16 protein-coding genes are annotated in these 17,456 nt (G+C 62.7%); 5 read left to right on the top strand and 11 right to left on the bottom strand.

Translation table 11 applies throughout. The features are described 5' to 3' along the window. Positions 1-73: 73 nt before the first annotated feature. The 5 genes from ABIB24_RS09870 to zwf form a co-directional block, all read right to left on the bottom strand. Positions 74-481, bottom strand: a complete 408-nt coding sequence (locus ABIB24_RS09870; RefSeq protein ID WP_025341149.1) for an SMI1/KNR4 family protein — start codon at positions 479-481, stop codon at positions 74-76. A 114-nt stretch (positions 482-595) separates the two neighbouring features. Further along, positions 596-1,450 carry a Tim44 domain-containing protein gene (locus ABIB24_RS09875; RefSeq protein WP_013974842.1) on the bottom strand — a complete coding sequence of 285 codons (855 nt, stop codon included), beginning with the start codon at positions 1,448-1,450 and terminating at the stop codon, positions 596-598. Between the two features lie 255 nt (positions 1,451-1,705). Next, entirely contained in the window at positions 1,706-3,892 is a 2,187-nt protein-coding gene (uvrD, locus tag ABIB24_RS09880; protein ID WP_274079282.1) for a DNA helicase II, read from the bottom strand. A 130-nt stretch (positions 3,893-4,022) separates the two neighbouring features. Further along, on the bottom strand, positions 4,023-4,337 hold the full coding sequence (locus tag ABIB24_RS09885; protein WP_274079283.1) for a hypothetical protein: 315 nt from the start codon (positions 4,335-4,337) through the stop codon (positions 4,023-4,025). An 88-nt stretch (positions 4,338-4,425) separates the two neighbouring features. After that, positions 4,426-5,868 (bottom strand): glucose-6-phosphate dehydrogenase, encoded by a 1,443-nt coding sequence (gene zwf, locus ABIB24_RS09890; protein ID WP_025341145.1) that lies wholly within the window; start codon positions 5,866-5,868, stop codon positions 4,426-4,428. A 103-nt stretch (positions 5,869-5,971) separates the two neighbouring features. Between zwf and hexR the strand changes: the two genes are divergently transcribed. Next, complete coding sequence (hexR, locus tag ABIB24_RS09895) at positions 5,972-6,838, top strand: transcriptional regulator HexR (RefSeq protein ID WP_011536461.1); 867 nt, start codon at positions 5,972-5,974, stop codon at positions 6,836-6,838. Between the two features lie 215 nt (positions 6,839-7,053). Beyond that, positions 7,054-7,272 carry a PA3496 family putative envelope integrity protein gene (locus ABIB24_RS09900; RefSeq protein WP_080563834.1) on the top strand — a complete coding sequence of 73 codons (219 nt, stop codon included), beginning with the start codon at positions 7,054-7,056 and terminating at the stop codon, positions 7,270-7,272. Here ABIB24_RS09900 and ABIB24_RS09905 read toward each other — a convergent pair. After that, on the bottom strand, positions 7,214-8,176 hold the full coding sequence (locus tag ABIB24_RS09905) for a LysR family transcriptional regulator (protein WP_137162683.1): 963 nt from the start codon (positions 8,174-8,176) through the stop codon (positions 7,214-7,216). The genes ABIB24_RS09900 and ABIB24_RS09905 overlap by 59 nt on opposite strands. A gap of 189 nt (positions 8,177-8,365) precedes the next feature. Between ABIB24_RS09905 and ABIB24_RS09910 the strand changes: the two genes are divergently transcribed. Both ABIB24_RS09910 and oadA read left to right on the top strand, forming a co-directional pair. Next, entirely contained in the window at positions 8,366-9,781 is a 1,416-nt protein-coding gene (locus ABIB24_RS09910) for an acetyl-CoA carboxylase biotin carboxylase subunit (protein WP_013974837.1), read from the top strand. Positions 9,782-9,792: 11 nt separating this feature from the next. Then, positions 9,793-11,601 carry a sodium-extruding oxaloacetate decarboxylase subunit alpha gene (oadA, locus tag ABIB24_RS09915; RefSeq protein ID WP_025341144.1) on the top strand — a complete coding sequence of 603 codons (1,809 nt, stop codon included), beginning with the start codon at positions 9,793-9,795 and terminating at the stop codon, positions 11,599-11,601. 184 nt (positions 11,602-11,785) lie between these two features. Here oadA and ABIB24_RS09920 read toward each other — a convergent pair whose 3' ends face one another. From ABIB24_RS09920 to ABIB24_RS09930, 3 genes are read right to left on the bottom strand one after another with little or no spacing between them, the layout of a single operon-like run. Next, positions 11,786-12,457: a GNAT family N-acetyltransferase gene (locus ABIB24_RS09920; protein ID WP_354316389.1), complete on the bottom strand. Its 672-nt coding sequence runs from the start codon at positions 12,455-12,457 to the stop codon at positions 11,786-11,788. A gap of 7 nt (positions 12,458-12,464) precedes the next feature. Next, on the bottom strand, positions 12,465-12,911 hold the full coding sequence (locus ABIB24_RS09925; protein ID WP_354316390.1) for a GNAT family N-acetyltransferase: 447 nt from the start codon (positions 12,909-12,911) through the stop codon (positions 12,465-12,467). A gap of 11 nt (positions 12,912-12,922) precedes the next feature. Then, positions 12,923-13,552 (bottom strand): FMN-binding negative transcriptional regulator, encoded by a 630-nt coding sequence (locus ABIB24_RS09930; RefSeq protein WP_354316391.1) that lies wholly within the window; start codon positions 13,550-13,552, stop codon positions 12,923-12,925. 90 nt (positions 13,553-13,642) lie between these two features. Between ABIB24_RS09930 and pdxR the strand changes: the two genes are divergently transcribed. Continuing rightward, entirely contained in the window at positions 13,643-15,196 is a 1,554-nt protein-coding gene (gene pdxR / locus ABIB24_RS09935; RefSeq protein WP_137162680.1) for a MocR-like pyridoxine biosynthesis transcription factor PdxR, read from the top strand. Positions 15,197-15,276: 80 nt separating this feature from the next. Here the strand turns inward: pdxR and ABIB24_RS09940 are convergent, their stop codons facing one another. Both ABIB24_RS09940 and ABIB24_RS09945 read right to left on the bottom strand, forming a co-directional pair. Next, on the bottom strand, positions 15,277-16,380 hold the full coding sequence (locus ABIB24_RS09940) for a polyamine ABC transporter substrate-binding protein (RefSeq protein ID WP_085615988.1): 1,104 nt from the start codon (positions 16,378-16,380) through the stop codon (positions 15,277-15,279). After that, positions 16,380-17,423, bottom strand: coding sequence for a histone deacetylase family protein (locus ABIB24_RS09945; protein ID WP_354316392.1), 1,044 nt, complete (start codon positions 17,421-17,423; stop codon positions 16,380-16,382). Before ABIB24_RS09945 ends, ABIB24_RS09940 begins: the two co-directional genes overlap by 1 nt. Positions 17,424-17,456: the final 33 nt, after the last annotated feature.

Raw genomic sequence — 17,456 nt, forward strand, 5'->3', positions numbered from 1 at the left:
TCCCACAGAGACCCTGCTAAATCAATCAGTCATGTGCAGTTCTATGAGAACGGCCTGGGCAATGGAATAGAGATCAGCTCTCCAACCAGACATCCCGCGCCCAGTGCCACACCGATTCCCAGCTGTCTTCACCGACGATTTCCTCTTCGGCATCCCACAGCACCACGGTGCCATCCTCTTCGACGCAGTAGTAGTTGTCGCCGTCCTGGCACAGTGGAATCAGGTCACGTGGTACGCCGGCATCCCAGGCGTTGGCGGCGACTTCTGGCAGGTAGGTATGCGACTGTGGGTCGGTAACGGTCACCGGCTCCAGTGAGCCATACACCACGTCACTGACGGTCAGCAGGAACTCTTTGAACACGAACGGAATGTTGATGAACAGCTCTTCTTCGATCTCGACCAGTTGGTCCTCGTCGGGAAGCTCAAGGGGCACCGGCACTGGCTCGTTGGCTTCACGGAGTTGTTCGATCACTTCTTCCACGGTTCACTTCCTCTGACCTAGATGACAACGCTGCGCGTTATACCCTAGTAGGCCACTCTGGCAAAAGCAAAAACCCCGGGACAGGCCCGGGGTTTTTTGTGCAGCACGCAGCGGTTAGCCGTTTTGACGGATACCGGCCACCAGCCAAGGCTGGTTTTCGCCCTGGGCGCGAACCATGTGCCAGCTTTCGCTGAACACTTCGCCCTGGTCGAAGCGCGAGTTCTTCGACACGCCACGGAAGGTCAGGGTGGCGTCGGTACGGTCGGCGCGGTCGTCGACACCGTCCAGCTGTACCTCGAGGTTGTCGATGTAGGTGGACTGGAAGCCATCACCCAGTTCGGCGCGCTCGCGCTTGAGGAACTCGAGCATCTGCGGGGTGACGAACTCGGCGATCTTGTCCATCTCGTTGGCGTCCCAGTGCTGCTGCAGCGCCTGGAAGTGGTTACGGGCAGCAGCCAGGAAGTTCTGCTCGTTGAACCAGGCAGGGGCGTTGATCACCGGGGCGGCTGCGGCAGCAGGTGCGGCCGAACCACCGAAGATCGACGGCTGGGCAGGCTGCGCGTGAGCTTCACGCTGCATCGGCGCATGGCCCGGCATGGCCATTTGCGGCTGCTGCTGGCGACGGCGCGCGGCGATGAAGCGGAACACCAGGAAGGCGATGAGCGCCACGATCAGGAAGTCCATGATCTGGAAGCCTTCGAAACCGTCGCCCATGAACATGGAAGCCAGCAGGCCACCGGCGGCGAGGCCGGCCAGAGGGCCCAACCAGCGCGAAGCACCGCTGGCGGCCGGGGCGGCACGGCCAGGTGCGGTCGGCGCGGCGGCAGGCGTGGTTGGCGTGGCCTGGCGGGTCTGGTGAATAGGCGCGGAGCCCGAGCTCTTGCCGCCGCCAAAACGCTTGGCGTTGGCGTCCAGGCTCAGCGTCAGGCCGACGCAGAGCGCCAGAGCGATGCTAAGAAAACGTTGCATAAGTGGGATATCCCCTGTTGTGGATTGCACGCGCGTCATGGTGCACAGGTTCCCGGGCACATGACCAGCGACATAATGTTTCGAGCTTTTGCCTGAATGTTACAAGGTGCTTATGACGGACCTGTAGGAGCGGCCTTGTGTCGCGATAGGGCTGCGAAGCAGCCCCGAGATATCAGTGTCAACGCCATGATTGTGGGGCCGCTTTGCGGCCCTATCGCGACACAAGGCCGCTCCTACAAGGGACTGCGCAGGCTTTTAGATGGCCTCGAGCTTGGCATACCCCAGCATCAGCCACTTGCTGCCTTCGGCAAAATTCACCTGCACCCGCGCCTGGGCGCCGGAGCCTTCGAAGTTGAGGATCACACCCTCGCCAAACACCGCATGCTGAACACGCTGGCCCAGGTTGAACGCGGTCTGCGGAATGCTGGCATTGGCGAACAGGTTGCTGTTCGTGGCCGTCTTGGCCCCGCCGAACGGGCGGCTGACGCTGTTGGACAGGCGCACTTCCTGAACCAGGCCTGCCGGAATTTCGCGTACGAAACGTGACACCTTGTTGTAGGTCTCGCTGCCATACAGGCGACGCGTTTCGGCGTAGGTCATGACCAGCTGGCGCATGGCGCGGGTGATGCCCACATAAGCCAGGCGGCGTTCCTCTTCCAGGCGGCCAGGCTCTTCCAAGCTCATCTTGTGCGGGAACAGGCCTTCTTCCATGCCCACCAGGAACACATACGGGAACTCCAGGCCCTTGGCGCTGTGCAAGGTCATCAGCTGGACGCTGTCTTCATGCTCGTCGGCCTGGGCATCGCCTGCCTCGAGCGAGGCGTGGCCGAGGAACGCCGAGAGTGGCGAGAGGTCGGCGTCTTCTTCGGTGGACTCGAAGTTGCGCGCTGCGCTGACCAGTTCCTCAAGGTTTTCTACCCGTGCCTGGCCCTTCTCACCCTTTTCTTCCTGGTGATAGATGATCAGCCCGGACTGCTCGATAGTGGTCTGGGTCATGGTATGCAGTGGCATGTCCACGACCTTCGCCGCCAACCCCTCGATCAGCTCGATGAACGCACCCAGGGCACTGGCCGCGCGGCCTTTCAGGGCTTTGGCAGCGAGCAGCTGGCACATGGCCTCCCACATCGACAGCTGGCTGTGGCGGGCGTGCTCGCGGATGGCTTCGACGGTTTTTTCGCCAATGCCACGTGGCGGCACGTTGATCACCCGCTCCAGGGCGGCATCGTTGCCACGGCCTTCGATCAGCCGCAGGTAAGCCATGGCGTTCTTGATTTCGGCGCGTTCAAAGAAGCGCTGGCCACCGTAGATGCGGTATGGGATGCGCTCGCGTAGCAGGGCCTCTTCCAGCACCCGTGACTGGGCGTTGGAACGGTACAGGATGGCGATCTCGTTGCGCGCATTGCCCTGCTTGACCAGGCTCTCGATGGTTTCCACCACGTAGCGCGCTTCGTCGTGCTCGTTGTAGGCCGCGTACAGGGTCAGCGGTTCGCCTTCGCCCATGTCGGTCCACAGCTCCTTGCCCAGGCGCCCGCTGTTGTTGGCGATCAGCGCGTTGGCCGCCTTGAGGATGCCGCCGGTGGAGCGGTAGTTCTGCTCCAGGCGGATCATCTCGGCGTCGGGGAAGTCGGCAGTGTACTGGTGAATGTTCTCGATCTTGGCACCGCGCCAGCCGTAGATCGACTGGTCGTCATCGCCCACCGCCATCAGGCTGTCAACGCCGCGCGCCAGCAGGCGCAGCCAGGCGTACTGCACGGCGTTGGTATCCTGGAACTCGTCCACCAGCACGTGGCGGAAGCGCCGCTGGTAGTGCTCCAGCAGGCCCGGGTGGTCGCGCCACAGGTCCAGGGCGCGCAGCAGCAGCTCGGAGAAGTCGATGACCCCGGCGCGCTCGCAGGCTTGCTCATAGGCGGTATAGACGTCGCGCATGGTCGACAGGAACAGGTCGCCCCCGGCCTGGATATGCTGTGGGCGCAGGCCTTCGTCCTTCTGCCCGTTGATGAACCACTGGGCCTGGCGTGCCGGCCATTTCTGCTCGTCCAGGCCCAGCTCGCGCATCACCCGCTTGATCAGGCGCTGCTGGTCGTCGCTGTCGAGGATCTGGAAGTTCTGCACCAACCGTGCTTCCTGCCAGTGGGCCCGCAGCAGGCGATGGGCCAGGCCGTGGAAGGTGCCGACCCACATGCCCGCCGGGTTGATGCCCAGCAGTTGCTCGATCCGCTGGCGCATTTCTGCCGCGGCCTTGTTGGTGAAGGTCACCGACAGGATCGAGTGCGGCGATGCCTGCTCCACCTGGATCAGCCAGGCAATGCGGTGCACCAGCACGCGGGTTTTACCGGAACCGGCGCCAGCAAGCACCAGTTGACGCCCGAGCGTGGCCGCTACGGCCTGGCGTTGGGCATCGTTGAGGGAATTCAGCAGGAGGGAGAGGTCGTCTGTGCGCATCGGGCCATTCTAGGGTGCGGCAGGAAATGGGGCAAACCTCTACTGTATAAATATTCACCTGCCGCATGCCCGTTTATCGAGCCGATGGCAGGTGCCAGGCCACCGCTCGGGCGGCCTGGCAGGCAGTGGTTCAGTCAATCGCCTCGATGGTGCGAATTTCGCAGCGCTGCGAACCGTCGGCATGGATGATCTCCACGGTTTTCCAGCCAGTGCCGCCTGCACGTTCGAAAACCACGGCTTTTTCGGTCAGCACCTGCGGGGTGATTGCGCCGCTATCCAGCAGTTGAAGCTCCAGCACTTCCCAGCCACCCCGGTGGCGCAGCTTGGGCTCGACCAGCACCGGTTCGATGGCCGGAGAGGCGACCGTAACGGTGCCATGAACCCTGAAAACCTGCTTGCCGTGGGCGATGTCGTTGAGTGCAACGAGGTTGGTGATAGTAGCCATTGTCTGCTCCTGTCTCGGGTTGAAAGTAGCGCCAGCGCGCTGGGGCTACTTTCTGCCCTTTAGCCTGCCACGGGAGCAGGGCAGTGCTTCAGCTATGCCAGTGCCTGCCGTGCCTGGCCAGCAGGCTGTTGGCTTGCTCCGGCCCGTTACTGCCTGCCGGGTACGGTCGCGGTGCCTGGAAGTGCTCTTCACAGCCCTTGATGATCGGGTCGATCCAGGCCCAGGCCGCTTCCACTTCATCGCGGCGCATGAACAGCGTCGAGTCGCCCTCCAGCACATCCAGCAGCAGGCGCTCGTAGGCGTCCCAGCGGCGGGTCTGGCTGAACACCTGGGCCAGGTTCAGGTCCAGGTCCACAGGTTCCAGGCGCATGCCCTTGCCCGGGCTCTTGGTCATCATGCGCAGGCTGATGCGTTCGTCCGGTTGAAGCTGGATCAGCAGCTGGTTGACCTGGCCGCCATTGAAAAGCTCGTGCGGCACCGGCTTGAACTGGATGACGATCTGCGATGAGCGCCGTGCCATGCGCTTGCCGGTACGCAGGTAGAAGGGCACGCCCGCCCAGCGCCAATTGTCGATGTGCGCCTCGATGGCGATGAAGGTTTCGGTGTCGCTGTCGTTGTCGACGTCTTTTTCGAAGTAATAGGCCGGCACTTCCTGGCCGCCGATGCGCCCGGCGCCATACTGGCCACGTACGGTCTTGTCCTGCACGTCCTGGCCAGTGATGGGCTTGAGGGCCCGCAAGATCTTCACCTTCTCGTCACGCACCGCTTCGGCCTCGAACTGCGCGGGGGGCTCCATGGCCACCAGGCATAGCAGCTGAAGCAGGTGGTTCTGCAACATGTCGCGGGTCGCCCCGGCGCGGTCGTAGTAGGCGCCGCGGTTCTCTACCCCCAGGGTCTCGCAAACGCTGATCTGCACGTGGTCGACCTGGTTGTTGCGCCACACCGGCTCCAGCAGGGCGTTGGCAAAACGCAGGGCCATCAGGTTCTGCACGGTTTCCTTGCCCAGGTAGTGGTCGATGCGAAATACCTGATTTTCCTCCAGCACTGCGCCAATCGCTTCGTTGATGGCGGTAGCCGATTCCAGCGAGTGGCCGATCGGCTTTTCCAGCACGATGCGCGCTTCGGCGTCGGCCAGGCCGGCGTTACGCAGGTGCTTGGCAATCGGCACGAACAGGTTGGGGGCGGTGGCCAGGTAGAAGATGCGCGTCAAGCCGCCGGGTTCGCCCAGGTAGCGCGCCAGGCGGCCGAAGTCGGCGCTTTGCGAAGCATCCATGGCGAAATAGTCGACCCGCGCGGAAAACCGCTGCCAGACCTCTTCGTCGAAGTCGTTGCGGGCAATTTGTGCCCGGCAATGGCGCTCGGCGAGCTTGAGATAATCGTTACGTGGCAAGTTGCGTCGTGCCAGCGCGATGATGCGCACGGCGTTGTTCAGACGGGCCTCGCGAAACAGGTGGTAGAGCGCCGGAAGCAGTTTGTGCAGGGCCAGATCGCCGGTGCCGCCGAAGACCAGAATGTCGCAAGGAATAGTCAAACCACCACTCTCCACGTTCGTTTAACTGGGCGGGTTGGCGTCCATGTAGTATAACTACAAGATAGCTACAACCCGGCCAGCCGATCATAACCGAGTCCAGCCTGTGAATCTGTTGCAACATATCGCCCAATCGCGCCACCTGCTGCGCAAATCGGAACTCAAAGTAGCCGACCACGTGCTACTCGACCCGGCTGCCGTCATGCACAGCTCCATGGCCGACCTGGCGCACAGCGTGGGTATCAGCGAACCGACCATCGTGCGTTTCTGCCGCGCGATCGGTTGCTCGGGCTTCCAGGACCTGAAGCTGAAGCTGGCGCAGAGCCTGGCTGCGGGGGCCAGTTTCGGCCAGTTCGCCATCCATGAAGACGACTCGGTCGCCGACTACAGCCTGAAGATCTTCGACACCACGCTGCACACCCTGATGGAAGTGCGCGAGCACCTCGACCCGCAGGCGTTGCAGCAGGCGGTGACCGCCATGGCCCAGGCGCAGCGTGTGGAGTTCTATGGCTTTGGCGCCTCCGGTGCGGTAGCGGCCGATGCCCAGCACAAGTTCTTCCGCCTGCTGCTCAGCGCGGCAGCCTATTCCGACCCGCACATGCAGGCGATGTCGGCGGTGACCCTGAAGCCAGGTGATGTGGCGGTATGCATTTCCCAGTCGGGCCGTTCCAAGGACCTGCTGATCACCGCCAACCTGGTCCGTGAGAGCGGCGCCAACCTGATTACCCTGTGCCCCAGCCAGACACCACTGGCGGAGCTGTCGACGGTAAACCTGGCGATCGACGTGCATGAAGACACCGAAATCTACACCCCGCTGACCTCGCGTATCGCCCACCTGGTGGTGATCGACGTGCTGGCCATGGGCGTTGCCATGGCGCGCGGGCCGAGCCTGGTCAACCACCTGAAGAGTGTGAAGCGCAGCTTGCGCAGCCTGCGCTTGTCGCCCAAGTCGATCAAGGCTACCGACGACTGATCTGCATTGCCTGTGCTGGCCCTATCGCCGGCAAGCCGGGCTCCCACACAGTCACCACAGGCCTCGAGTCCTGTGGAGTACCTGTGGGAGCTGGCTTGCCTGCGATAGGGCCAGCACAGGCAGCAAAAATTCACTGTTTTGTCACCATTCCACAGCCAAACCGTAAACCACTCAAGCCAGTCTGAAACTCCCGCATCCTATCTGGGAGACAGGCAATGGCTCGTGACTTCGACGGTACGTACCAACCCAGCGCCAAGGCTCGCAAGCAGCAGGAAAAGGATCAGCGCCGCATGGAATACCGCCGCGCGATCGAGAGCTATTGCGACCAACGTCAACTGCTCCGCGAACTAGTGGACTACCCCGAGCTGCAAGAGCTCACGGTCTGGCAGGCGTCGGCAGCAGCCTCCCCGAAAAACGCTCAACCAGCGCGCTGATCAGCGCACGTTCGCTGCGGATGAACGCCAGGAAAGCCAAGGCCACCGGCGACTGCCGTTTGGCCTTGGACTGCACCACGCACCAGCTGCGGTACAGCGGCAGTTCCTCCACGGGCAGCTCCCTCAGCACACCGGTGGCCAGCTCCAGGTTGACCGCATGGCGGGTAAGCATGGCAATGCCCAGGCCGGCGATCACGCACTCGCGCTGGGCGTCGGCCGAGGCCACCTCCAGGGTCTGGGTGAAATGCACGCGCTTGTCCTTGAAGTATTCCTCGCAAGCCTTGCGCGTGCCCGAACCCTGTTCGCGGACCAGCAGGGTATGAGGCTCCAGGTCCTGCAGGCGCAGTTGCTCCAGCTTGCACAGCGGGTGCTCGGGCGGTGCCACCGCGACGATCGGGTTGTTGAGGAACGGCAGAAACTCCAGGCCCATGTCCTGCGGCACCATGGACATGATGATCAGGTCGTCGCGGTTGTCCGACAGGCGGCGGATGGCCTGGGCGCGATTGACCACCGTCAGGGTCAGGTTTACCTCCGGGTGACGCTGCTTGAAGGCCGCGAACAGGTGTGGCACGAAGTACTTGGCACTGGATTCGATCGCCAGTTTCAACTGCCCCTGCAATGAACCCTGCATGTCCGAAAGCTGCATGTCCAGGCTCTCCAGGCGCCCGAAGATATCGCGGCTGGCGCGTTGCAAGGCCTCGGCAGCTTCGGTCAGGTAGAGCTTCTTGCCCACGTACTCGAACAGCGGCTGGCCGATCAGCTCTTCGAGCTGGCGGATCTGTAGACTAACGGCGGGTTGCGTCAGCGCCATCTCTTCCGCCGCACGGCTGTACGAACGCAAATCGCATACCTCGTTGAAGATCTGCAATTGACGCAAAGTCATACGCATCAAGGACTTACGCATTTTTATCCGCCCTTCGGCAACACCTTGTTACCGCACTATAAGCTTTTGCTAATACAGCCCCTAACAAATATTGATTTTTGTTTATCAACCTACAGCGCTAGGGTGAATGTGCGACTGGCCAGCAACGTCTGGTCACGCGCCGACCGGGAGAACCGGCTCGACTGTTCCTACGGCTTTGGGAAGACTCCAGTGATAAAAAAAATCCTGATCGCCAACCGAGGTGAAATTGCAGTTCGGATCGTGCGTGCCTGCGCCGAGATGGGCATTCGCTCGGTGGCGATCTATTCCGACGCCGACCGCCACGCGTTGCACGTCAAGCGCGCCGACGAAGCCCACAGCATTGGTGCCGAGCCGCTGGCCGGTTACCTGAACCCGCGCAAGCTGGTGAACCTGGCTGTGGAAACCGGCTGTGATGCCCTGCACCCGGGCTATGGTTTCCTGTCGGAAAACGCTGAACTGGCAGAGATCTGCGCCGAGCGCGGGATCAAGTTCATTGGCCCGGCCGCCGAGGTCATTCGCCGCATGGGCGACAAGACCGAAGCACGCCGCACCATGATTGCCGCCGGTGTACCGGTAACCCCGGGTACCGAAGGCAACGTTGCCGATATTCACGAAGCCCTGAGTGAAGGTGACCGCATCGGTTACCCGGTCATGCTCAAGGCCACCTCTGGTGGTGGCGGCCGTGGTATTCGCCGTTGCAACAGCCGTGAAGAACTGGAACAGAACTTCCCCCGCGTCATCTCCGAGGCTACCAAGGCCTTTGGTTCTGCGGAAGTGTTCCTGGAAAAGTGCATCGTCAACCCCAAGCACATCGAGGCGCAGATCCTCGGTGACAGCTTTGGCAACGTCGTGCACCTGTTCGAGCGCGACTGCTCGATCCAGCGCCGCAACCAGAAGCTTATCGAAATCGCCCCGAGCCCACAGCTCACCCCCGAACAGCGCGCCTACATCGGCGATCTGGCGGTGCGTGCGGCCAAGGCAGTGAACTACGAGAACGCCGGTACCGTGGAGTTCCTGCTCGCCGATGGCGAGGTGTACTTCATGGAAATGAACACCCGGGTGCAGGTGGAACACACCATCACCGAGGAAATCACCGGTATCGACATCGTCCGTGAGCAGATCCGCATTGCCTCGGGCCTGCCGCTGTCGGTCAAGCAGGAAGACATCCAGCACCGCGGTTACGCGCTGCAGTTCCGCATCAACGCCGAAGACCCGAAGAACAACTTCCTGCCCAGCTTCGGCAAGATCACCCGTTACTACGCCCCCGGCGGCCCGGGCGTGCGTACCGACACGGCGATCTACACCGGCTACACCATTCCGCCGTTCTACGACTCCATGTGCCTGAAACTGGTGGTGTGGGCGTTGACCTGGGAAGAAGCCATGGACCGCGGCCTGCGGGCCCTGGACGACATGCGCGTGCAAGGGGTGAAGACCACCGCCGCGTACTACCAGGAAATCCTGCGCAATCCCGAATTCCGTAGCGGCCAGTTCAACACCAGCTTCGTCGAAAGCCACCCGGAACTGACCAACTACTCGATCAAGCGCAAACCCGAAGAGCTGGCCCTGGCCATCGCCGCTGCCATCGCCGCCCACGCAGGCCTGTGAGGAACCCCATAATGTCCAAGAAAATTCACGTAACCGACACGATCCTGCGCGACGCCCACCAGTCCCTGCTGGCCACCCGCATGCGTACCGAAGACATGCTGCCGATCTGCGACAAGCTCGACAAAGTCGGCTACTGGTCGCTGGAAGTCTGGGGTGGCGCCACCTTCGACGCCTGCGTGCGCTTCCTCAAGGAAGACCCGTGGGAGCGCCTGCGCAAGCTGCGCGCGGCGCTGCCCAATACCCGCCTGCAAATGCTTCTGCGCGGCCAGAACCTGCTGGGCTACCGCCACTACAGCGACGATGTGGTCAAGGCGTTCGTCGCCAAGGCAGCGGTCAACGGTATCGACGTGTTCCGCATCTTCGATGCCATGAACGACGTGCGTAACCTGCGCGTGGCCATTGAAGCGGTCAAGGCTGCCGGCAAGCACGCCCAGGGCACCATCGCCTACACCACCAGCCCGGTACACACCATCGAAGCCTTCGTGAAGCAGGCCAAGCAGATGGAAGCCATGGGTTGCGACTCGGTGGCGATCAAGGACATGGCCGGCCTGCTGACCCCGTTCGCCACCGGCGAACTGGTCAAGGCTTTGAAGGCCGAGCAGTCGCTGCCGGTGTTCATCCACTCCCACGACACTGCCGGCCTGGCCGCAATGTGCCAGCTGAAGGCTGTGGAAAACGGCGCCGATCACATCGACACCGCCATCTCCAGCTTCGCCTGGGGCACCAGCCACCCGGGTACCGAGTCGATGGTTGCCGCGCTCAAGGGCAGCGAATTCGATACCGGCCTGGACCTGGAGCTGCTGCAGGAAATCGGCCTGTACTTCTATGCCGTGCGCAAGAAGTACCACCAGTTCGAAAGCGAGTTCACCGCCGTGGACACTCGCGTGCAGGTCAACCAGGTACCGGGCGGCATGATTTCCAACCTGGCCAACCAGCTCAAGGAGCAGGGCGCCCTCAACCGCATGAACGAAGTGCTGGCTGAGATCCCGCGCGTGCGTGAAGACCTCGGCTTCCCACCGCTGGTAACCCCGACCTCCCAGATTGTCGGTACCCAGGCGTTCTTCAACGTGCTGGCCGGCGAGCGCTACAAGACCATCACCAACGAGGTGAAGCTGTACCTGCAAGGCGGTTACGGCAAGGCTCCGGGCGTGGTCAACGAGCAGCTGCGCCGTCAGGCGATCGGCAGTGAAGAAGTGATCGACGTGCGCCCGGCCGACCTGCTGAAGCCGGAAATGGCCAAGCTGCGTGCCGATATCGGCGCCCTGGCCCGTTGCGAAGAAGACGTGCTGACTTTCGCCATGTTCCCGGACATTGGCCGCAAGTTCCTCGAAGAACGCGAAGCCGGCACCCTGACCCCTGAGGTCCTGCTGCCAATTCCTGAAGCGGGCGCAGTGGCGTCCCACAGCGGTGAAGGCGTACCGACCGAGTTCGTTATCGACGTGCACGGCGAAACCTACCGCGTCGACATCACCGGTGTGGGCGTGAAGGCCGAAGGCAAGCGCCACTTCTACCTGTCGATCGACGGCATGCCGGAAGAAGTGGTGTTCGAGCCGCTCAACGAATTCGTCGGCGGCGGCAGCAGCAAGCGCAAGCAGGCCAGTGCCCCGGGCCATGTCAGCACCACCATGCCAGGCAACATCGTCGATGTGCTGGTCAAGGAAGGCGACATGGTCAAGACCGGCCAGGCCGTGCTGATCACCGAAGCCATGAAGATGGAGACCGAAGTGCAGGCGGGTATCGCTGGCAAGGTCGTGGCCATCCACGTGGCCAAGGGCGACCGCGTGACACCGGGCGAGATCCTGATCGAGATCGAGGGCTGAGATAAGCCCTCATCTAAAAGCGGTTTACCTCTGGGGAGCGGATGCTCCCCTTTTTTTTGCGTTGAATCTGCCGGCCTCTTCGCAGCACAAGGCTGCTCCTACAGGACCCCGCAAGCCTAAGGTCAGTGTTGTACCTGTGGGAGCGGGTTTACCCGCTAATAGGCCGGCTGATCCAACACAACCCTCAACCTTTACGGCATGCCTCAAGTGTTTCTACCTGACCTCCAGGTTGTTGGTTGGTATCGCTCAACCACCGCTCGAACCCGGCAACCACCGCCGGCCACTCATCATCGGTAATCGAATACCACGCCGTATCCCGATTGTGGTCCTTCACCACCAGGTGCTTGCGGAACACGCCTTCATAGACAAAGCCAAACCGCTCCGCCGCACGCTTGGAGCGTGCGTTGGCGTTGTTGCACTTCCATTCCAGCCGGCGGTTGCCCAGCTCGAAGCCCAGCTTGCCCAGCAAATACACCGCCTCGGTGCCCTTGGGCGTACGCTGCATGGCAGCGCCGAAGGCGATGTGGCCGATTTCGATGCGGCCGTGGTCGGGCACGATCGACATCAGGCTCAGGATGCCCTGGGCCTGGCCGCTGGCGCGGTCGATGACGGTGTAGAACAGTGGGTCGCGGCCAGCGGCGTTGCCTTCCAGCCAACGGTCGAAGGCGGCACGTTCGATGAACGGGCCATAGGGCAGGTAGTCCCACAGCGCCGGGTCGGCCGCCGGGCCTTGCAGCACCTCCCAGAGGTCGTCGCCATGGCGCGCCGGGTCGAGCTTTTCCAGGCGGATGAAGCGGCCGTCGATGGGCTCGGCCTGGGGGGCTGCGGCGGGTTTCCAGTTCAATGCGTCGGTCATGTTCGGCTTAGAACTCTTTGCGGAATTGGATGAAGCCCGAGCGCTCGGCAACCTGTTGGTACAGGCTGATGGCGGTGGCGTTGGTCTCGTGGGTCAGCCAGTGCACCTTGGCGCAGTTGTCGGCCTTGGCTTTGGCGTAGACGTGCTCGATCAGCTGGCGGCCGATGCCCAGGGCGCGCTGTGTGCTGTCCACGTACAGGTCCTGCAGGTAGCAGGCGTTTCCGATGCTCCAGTTGGAACGATGGTAGATGAAGTTGACCATGCCCACTGCCTTGCCATCGACCCAGGCAAGGGCCGAATGGGTCGGTTCGTTCGGGTCGAGCAGGCGTTGCCAGGTGCTGAGGCTGACCTCTTCGGTCAATTCGGACTCATAGAAGTGCAAGTAGGCCTGCCACAGGCCGAGCCAGGCAGCATGGTCTTGGGTGGTAACAGGACGCAGGGTAACGCTGGACATGGGCTATTCCTTCAGAGTTGGCGCATGTGCGCCGCGAGTTGGTTATCCAGGTAATCGGGGCTGGCGCTCAGGCCTTCACGCACGCCGGCAATGTCTTGCTCAGAGCGGTTCTGGCTGAGCTTGCGCGCGCCTTGCAGGCGGGCGATGGGCAGGCGGATGCCGACGATGGCGCGGAGCATGCCATCGAGGTAGTCACGCGGGGCATCGGTGACGTTCCACGGTTCGCCGCGGCCTTGTTCGTGGCGCTCGGTCAGGCGGCTGACAATGGCCAGCAATGGCTCGGCTTCGTGAATCACTTCGGCCGGGCCATAGGCGTGCACGGCCAGGTAGTTCCAGGTTGGCACCACCTTGGGGTTGTCGGCCTTGCTCGGGTAGTAACCGGGGCTGACATAGGCATCGGCGCCGGGGAACACCAGCAGGGCTTCGCCATCTTGCTTCAGGTCGTGCCACTGGGGGTTGGCCCGCGCCAGGTGGGCATAGACGGTGCCGAATTCGCCTTCGGCGATATCGACCAGCACGGGCAGGTGCGTGGCCAGCAGGCCTTGTTCGCCCTTGCTGACCAGGATGGCCAGGCGGGTGTCGAGCATGTGCTGGTGCAGGCGCCCGAGGTCGTGTTCCTGATGGGGTTTGCTGTTGTACATGCTCGGTTTCCTTGTGCGATGGCTCCATCCTAGGCAGGCTATTGGTTCATAGTAAGAGCCATTAACAGCTGTTTTTATAGGTCCAATACCGTGAGCGAGCGCACCCTAGTATTGCCTTTCGACCCTGCCGGAATCGCCCTCGATCGCCGCCGCGGGCTCAGCCAGCAGCTGTACCAGGCGCTACGTGCGCGGGTGCTGGATGGGCGCCTGAGCAGTGGCACGCGGCTACCGGCCACTCGTGATCTGGCCGCCATGCTGGCGCTGTCACGCAACAGCGTGGTGCGGGCATATGACCAGCTATATGCCGAGGGCTACATCGAAAGCCGGGTAGGCGACGGCACCTATGTCAGTCAGTTACCGAAACTCTCCACTGCAAAACTATCCACACAAGTATCCACAGGGTTATCCCGGGGGTTATCAACAGACTTATCCACATTCTCCTCAGAAAATACTGAGGATTTATCCAGCAAACGCTGTTCCAGCGAGCCTTTGCAGCGCCTGAAAAGTAACCATCTGCCGCCCCCAAGAAGCGGTGCACCGCGTGCTTTTCGCGTCGGTATTCCGGCGTTCGACCTGTTCCCGTTCGACGTCTGGGCCAAGCTGCAGGCGGGTTTCTGGCGCAACCCGGCTCCGGCGCAGTTGGGTTATGGTGACCCGGCAGGCGAGCCACTGCTGCGTGAACTGATCGCAGCCTACCTGCGTCGCTCGCGTGGGCTGAGTTGCACTGCTGAACAAATTGTGATCACCAGTGGTGCGCAGCAGGCCATCAGCCTTTGTGCACAGTTGCTGTTGCAGCCGGGCGACGGTGTGGCTGTGGAAAACCCGGGTTACCGCGCAGCCGGGCATGCCTTTGCGCTGGCCGGTGGCAGGTTGTGTGGCGTGCCGGTGGACGAGGATGGCATGGACTGTCGCCGGCTCGGGCAACTGACGGATTGCCGGCTGGCCTATGTCACGCCAGCTCACCAGTACCCGACCGGGGTGACCATGAGCCTGGCGCGCCGCCTGGAACTGCTGGCCTGGGCCGAGCGCAGCGAAGGCTGGATCATCGAAGACGACTACGACGGCGAGTATCGCTACAGCGGTGCGCCCTTGGCCCCGCTAGCGGCGCTCGACCGGCACGGGCGGGTACTGTACGTCGGTACCTTCGGCAAGATCGCTTTTCCGGCGTTGCGCCTGGGCTATCTGGTACTGCCGCCGCAACTGGCGCAGGCGTTCAGCCAGGGCAGGGCGCTGGCGGTGCGGCATTCGGAGGTCAGTAGCCAGTGTGTGATGGCCGAGTTCATGGCCCGGGGGCACTTCCAGCGGCATATCCGGCGCATGCGCAAGGCGGCGTTGAGCCGGCGAAATGTGCTCAAGGCCGGCTGGCCTGTGGATATTCCGGGGTTGGGCGGCATGCCGGAAGTGGCGGCCGGGCTGCATGTGAAAGTCGATGTGGATAACTTTGCGCGGGAGCAGGAACTGGTGGCCAAGGCTGAAGCGGTGGGGGTGGAGGTGACGCCGCTGAGCAATTTCTGGCTGGCGGACAGCGAGGTACCTGTGGATAAAAGGGCAGGGCTGGTGCTGGGGTTTGCGGCGGTGCCGGAGGGGGAGATTGCCGAGGCGTTGATGAAATTGCGCAAGGCTTGGCGGCCTATTCGCGGGTAAACCCGCTCCTACAGGTACAGCGCTGGCCTTGAGTGTGGCGCAGATCCTGTGGGAGCGGGCGTGCCCGCGAAGCAGGCGACTCAGGTACCGGACTTGATCCGCGTCCAGGCCCGGGTCCGCGCCCGCTCTGCATCTCGCGCCAGGGGCTTGAGGGTATACAGCTTGGCCATCGCCTCCGCCGTCGGGTACAGGTTGGGGTTGTTGCGAATCGCCGGGCTCACCTTGTCGGTCGCGTCCTTGTTCGGGTTCGGGTACCCGACAAAGTCGCTGATCGGCGCAATCACTTCGGGCCGCAGCAGGTAGTTGATGAACGCGTGGGCATCTTCCGGGTTGGCCGCGTTCTTCGGAATCGCCAGCATGTCGAACCAGATCGGTGCACCTTCCTTGGGCAGGCGCATGTCCACCACTACGCCATTCTTCGCCTCGACAGCGCGGTTGGCGGCCTGCGAGAAACTGCCGCTGTAGCCCACTGCCACGCAGATATCGCCGTTGGCGATGTCGGCCATGTATTTCGAGGAATGGAAGTAGGTGATGTGCGGGCGAATCTTCAGCATCAGCGCTTCGGCTTTCTTGTAATCAGCCGGTTTGTCGCTGTTCGGTGGCAAGCCCAGGTACTGCAACGCCAGCGGCATGATCTCCGACGGCGAGTCGAGCAGGGCCACGCCGCACTGCTTGAGCTTGGCGATGTTTTCTTCCTTGAAGATCAGGTCCCAGCTGTCCACCGGGGCGTTGTCGCCGAGCGCAGCCTTGACCTTGGCCGGGTTGAAGCCGATCAGCACGGTGCCGTACATGTAAGGCACGGCAAATTTGTTGCCGGGGTCGTTGGCCTCGATCAGCTTCATCAGCGCCGGGTCCAGGTGCTGCCAGTTCGGCAGCTTGCTGCGGTCCAGCGGCTGGAACACCCCCGCTTCGATCTGCTTGGCGAGGAACACGTTGGACGGCACTACCACGTCATACCCGGAGTTGCCGGTCAGCAGCTTGGCTTCCAGCGCCTCGTTGGTGTCGAAGATGTCGTAGACCAGCTTCACCCCGCTGTCTTTCTGGAACTCGGTGAGGGTTTGCGGGGTGATGTAGTCGAACCAGTTGTACACCCGCAGGGTGCGCTGTTCGGCCTGGGCTTGCAGGGCACCGGTGAACAGGGTGGCGGCGATGAACGGGGCGAGCAGACGCTTGAGTCGGACCATTACCGGGCTCCTGGCTGGGCGTGCTGGAAGCCTTCCAGCACATTGACCGCGTTGATACCGATTTCTTCCACAGCGTAGCCGCCTTCCATCACGAACAGGGTCGGCTTGCCGAGTTGAGCGATGCGCTTGCCCATTTCCAGGTAGTCCGGGCTGTCCAGCTTGAACTGCGAGATCGGGTCGTCCTTGAAGGTATCCACGCCCAGCGAGATCACCAGCACATCGGCGTCATAGGCGGCGATGCGCTGGCAGGCGTCCTCCAGGGCAGCGCTCCAGGCGGCCCAGTCGCTGCCGGCCGGCAGTGGGTAGTTGATGTTGCAGCCTTCACCGGCACCCTCGCCGGTTTCATCGGCATAGCCGAGGAAGAACGGGAACTCGTCGCGCGGGTCGCCATGGATCGAGGCGAAGAACACATCGTTGCGGTTGTAGAAGATGTCCTGGGTGCCGTTGCCGTGGTGGTAGTCGACGTCGAGGATGGCGACCTTGCGCCGGCCCTGGTCGAGGAAGGCCTGGGTGGCGATCGCGGCGTTGTTCAGGTAGCAATAGCCACCCATGACTTCGCCGGCGGCATGGTGCCCTGGCGGGCGGCACAGGGCGAAGGCGGAATGGGCGCCTTGCTGGATAGCCGCCTGCGCGGTGAGGGCGACCTGGGCGGCGCTGTAGGCGGCCTGCCAGGTACCGGCGGTGATCGGTGCGCCGGCATCGAAGCTGTAGTAGCCCAGCTCACCGTGCAGGCCGGTGGGTTTTACCTGGCGCAGGGTGCGTGCGGGCCAGGTGAACGGCAGCAAGTCGCCTTCCTGGCCCAGTGCGGCCCAGCGCGCCCAGGCGCCTTCGAAGAAGTCCAGGTAGCCGGCGCTGTGGATGCGCAGCAACGGTGCGCGACCGAAGTCGGTGGGGCCCTGGATGTCGCCAAGGTTGCGCTTTTTGACCTGGTCGAGCACATGGTCGGCGCGTGACGGCATTTCGAAACAGGGCATCAGCTTGCCGTCGATCAGCTCGCAGCGGCCGTGGTGCAGGCGGTGGTCATCGGAATAGATCGTCAGCATTGTTGTTCTCCGGTGGGTACTGGCGTGGGCCCA

This window comes from Pseudomonas sp. UYEF17 (genome assembly GCF_040546125.1).
Classification (GTDB): domain Bacteria; phylum Pseudomonadota; class Gammaproteobacteria; order Pseudomonadales; family Pseudomonadaceae; genus Aquipseudomonas; species Aquipseudomonas putida_Z.